This is a genomic window from Anaerobutyricum hallii DSM 3353, assembly GCF_000173975.1.
GTDB classification, from domain to species: domain Bacteria; phylum Bacillota; class Clostridia; order Lachnospirales; family Lachnospiraceae; genus Anaerobutyricum; species Anaerobutyricum hallii.
Genome location: NZ_ACEP01000134.1, coordinates 1 through 3,513, shown reverse-complemented (window position 1 = coordinate 3,513; position 3,513 = coordinate 1). Strand labels below are relative to the sequence as shown.

At 39.1% G+C, this 3,513-nt stretch carries 2 protein-coding genes and 1 other annotated feature; both genes read right to left on the bottom strand.

Annotation, left to right across the window (positions count from 1 at the left end; translation table 11 throughout):
- Positions 1 to 366: 366 nt before the first annotated feature.
- Positions 367 to 1,599: a tyrosine--tRNA ligase gene (gene tyrS / locus EUBHAL_RS12605; RefSeq protein WP_005350544.1), complete on the bottom strand. Its 1,233-nt coding sequence runs from the start codon at positions 1,597 to 1,599 to the stop codon at positions 367 to 369.
- A gap of 38 nt (positions 1,600 to 1,637) precedes the next feature.
- Positions 1,638 to 1,951: a binding site (T-box leader), on the bottom strand.
- Positions 1,952 to 2,245: 294 nt separating this feature from the next.
- Complete coding sequence (locus tag EUBHAL_RS12600; RefSeq protein ID WP_135960943.1) at positions 2,246 to 2,935, bottom strand: hypothetical protein; 690 nt, start codon at positions 2,933 to 2,935, stop codon at positions 2,246 to 2,248.
- Between the last annotated feature and the right edge of the window lie 578 nt (positions 2,936 to 3,513).

The window sequence follows — 3,513 nt, the reverse complement described above, 5'->3', positions numbered from 1 at the left end:
GGCGGTTTGAATGCTCGCTTATGCGCTCGCATCCAAACCTTGCTTCGAGGCCACAAATATGCTTTATTTTTTAATGAATTGTTGTGTCAATCTTGTAAGATTTGATTTCCCGGATTATTTCTATCTCTCCTGACTTCTTTCCCAAATCTTTCCACTAATTTGCCCGGGTAGCCAGGAAACAGTAGCAGTAGTAATTCCATTCCCAGCCAAAGAACAGCTCCCGAAGAAAGAAGGCATCCTATATTTGTGGCCTTAGATCGAGGATTGAATGTGAGCGTGGAGGCGAACATTCAACCCGAAGTGATAGAGTCACAAATATAGGATGCCTTCTTTCTTCGGGAGCGTCTGTCTTGCCTGCGGCAAATCCTATTCAGCTACAATCTTGATGAATTTCTTCTTTCCTCTCTTTAAGACTTTTCCTTCGCCTTTAAAGTCATCAAGTGTATAAACAGCCTTAAAGTCCGTTACCTTTTCGCCATCCAATGTTACACCACCCTGTGTTACATTACGTCTTGCTTCAGAACGTGTTCCTGCTAAACCGGATTTTACAAGAAGTGCAAGGATATCTACTGTGCCATCTCTTAAGTCTTCTTCTGTAACTGCACATGCTGGCATATTTGCTGTGTCTCCGCCGTTGCTGAATAATGCTCTGGCGGCATCCTGTGCTTTCTGTGCTTCTTCTTCGCCGTGAACTAATTTTGTAAGTTCAAATGCAAGAATTTCTTTTGCTTCATTTAATTTGCTACCTTCCCAGCTATCCATTGCATCAATTTCTTCTAACGGAAGGAAGGTCAACATACGGATACACTTCATAACATCTGCATCTGCAACATTTCTCCAGTACTGATAGAAGTCAAACGGAGAAGTCTTATTCGGATCTAACCATACAGCACCGGACTGTGTTTTACCCATTTTCTTTCCTTCGGAATTTAAAAGAAGGGTAATTGTCATAGCGTAAGCATCGGCATCTGGTCCTAATTTACGACGGATCAATTCTGTACCGCCAAGCATATTACTCCACTGGTCATTACCACCAAACTGCATATTACAGCCGTATTTCTGGTATAACTCATAGAAGTCATAGCTCTGCATGATCATGTAGTTAAACTCTAAAAAAGATAAACCTTTTTCCATTCTCTGTTTGTAGCATTCTGCACGAAGCATGTTATTTACTGAGAAGCATGGGCCTACTTCACGAAGTAATTCTACATAGTTTAAGTCTAAGAGCCAATCTGCGTTATTAACGAGCATAGCTTTTCCATCAGAGAAATCAATAAAACGGCTCATCTGCTTTTTGAAGCACTCTACGTTATGGTTGATTGTCTCTTTTGTCATCATCTGACGCATATCTGTACGTCCGGATGGATCACCGATCATGGCAGTACCACCACCGATTAAGGCGATTGGCTTATTTCCTGCCATCTGCAGACGTTTCATCAGGCAAAGTGCCATGAAATGTCCTACATGAAGGCTGTCTGCTGTTGGGTCAAATCCAATATAGAATACAGCCTTTCCGTTATTGACAAGTTCCTTAATTTCTTCTTCATCTGTTACCTGTGCAATCAATCCTCTTGCAACCAGTTCGTCATATACTGTCATAAAATCCTCCTAAATAAAATAAAAAAATCCCGTCCTAATAAAAGGACGAGATATAACTTCGTGGTACCACCTTTTTTCGCAGAGTAAATGCTCTGCCTCAAATGAGCGTCAAACAACGCCTCTGCGGATAACGGCCGCCGCTCCGTCACAGCCTACTAAAAACAAATCTTACCTGTTCCATCACATTCAGCAATTTCTAAAATCTACTCACGCTTAACATGATAAATATCTGTCTCATTCGGTGTACAACTCAGGAATGTATTCACTTACTATCTGGCACATGACCTCCCACCAGCCGATCACTCTCTGGAATGCATGAATAAAAGCTACTTGTTTCCGTCTTCGTCTTTCTCATTTTTGAAATTCATATTGAAATTCACATAAAAATGATGCTCCTATACTGTAAATTCTATATTATTACAAATATAAGTGATACAGAACATCCGTCCTGTACGGACAAACATCATGTTTCTTATTGTAGTAAAACCTGAAAATTTTGTCAAGTAGGATTTTTGATTTATTCTGTTCCTGTTCGTTTCTGTTTTTCGTTTGGATATATCGCATATACCAAAGCTTTATTTGCCATTGTGCCTACTTCGTTATTCAATGAATAACTATGAATACTCACTCATTCTTACTTTCTCATTCAGCGAATCAAAATATAACCGCCTGTATTCCTTTTTCTGCTAAAATATAAATGCGTATCCCCCACATTTTTCTGTGGAAACATATAGGAAATAAGTTCTGGCAGCTTAGCCCGTTTTAATCTTTGCTGTTCTCCTGCCCAGTCTCTTGTTGCAGAATCAGTAAAGACTATCTGCCCCTCTTCATCCACACCTAACAGAATCATCGTATGATAGGAACCCGCATATTTTTTATCAAAAAAGTGAACGATTCTTTTTCCTTTTCTACGCATTCGGCTTGTTTCTATAATGACGGGCTTTCCCTTATATAAATGCTCCATCATCTGTTTTTCGGCAGCTTTATCCTCAAAATCTCCTATATATTCGCAAGAAACACCCTCTTCTTGCAAAATAAGAGAAATTCCGTAAAGAGAAACCGGCATCTGCCTTGCCATCACTTTCCCATAATTCTCCGTATATACTTCTTCGGGGAAATGCTTTCTCTCCACCTCAGAAATTGTTCCATTTGGTTTCAAATCTGCATACTTTTCCACAAAAGCCGCTAATGCTGTTGTCAAAGAACAACAGGCACACCCATGCCTGGTCATGTATTCGCTGTAATCACCATAAATTCCCGCTTTCTGTTGAAAAACAGGATATATTCTTTGTGAATCACCGTCAGTAATTACTACATTAAGTGTTTTTTCGTTCAAACCATCTTGGGGAAGAATGGGGAAAAGGAACTTTCTTCCCTCTTTATCACTCACAAAATTTAAATGTATACAATTCATAAAAGTCCTTTCTATTCTGGGTTGCGTAACAAGGGAGATGCCACCAGAAAGAGAAGATACCTTATATTTGTGACTCTATCACTGCGGGGTGAATGTTCGCTTCCCATGCTCACATTCAATCATCACTCTAATGCCACAAATATAAGGTATCTTCTCTCTGGGAGCTGTTTTTTGCTGTAGAAGTAAAATCAGAATTCATGTTGTAAGATTTGGATATCATTTATAAGATTATAGCTTTCCATGAAATGAAATATTAAGGATTGACACGCAAACTATTATTATAATATCACAGCAATTTTACAACAACAAGCCAGAGTTCCTATTTCTTCTGTCCCCATCCTCAATTTTTTTCAACTGATTTGTAGGATTGAAATACACAGCCGCTGTAAAACACTTTCTACCGGATTGCACAAAGAATATGAGAAAAAGAACCCCTAAAAAATTTATTGAATTTTGTGACTTTGTGCTACGGAATTTTGACCATAGAAACTTCGCATTCG

Excerpts from the sequence above, each read along its gene's own strand:
- tyrS (WP_005350544.1), bottom strand. The coding sequence starts at position 1,599 with ATGACAGTATATGACGAACTGGTTGCAAGAGGATTGATTGCACAGGTA.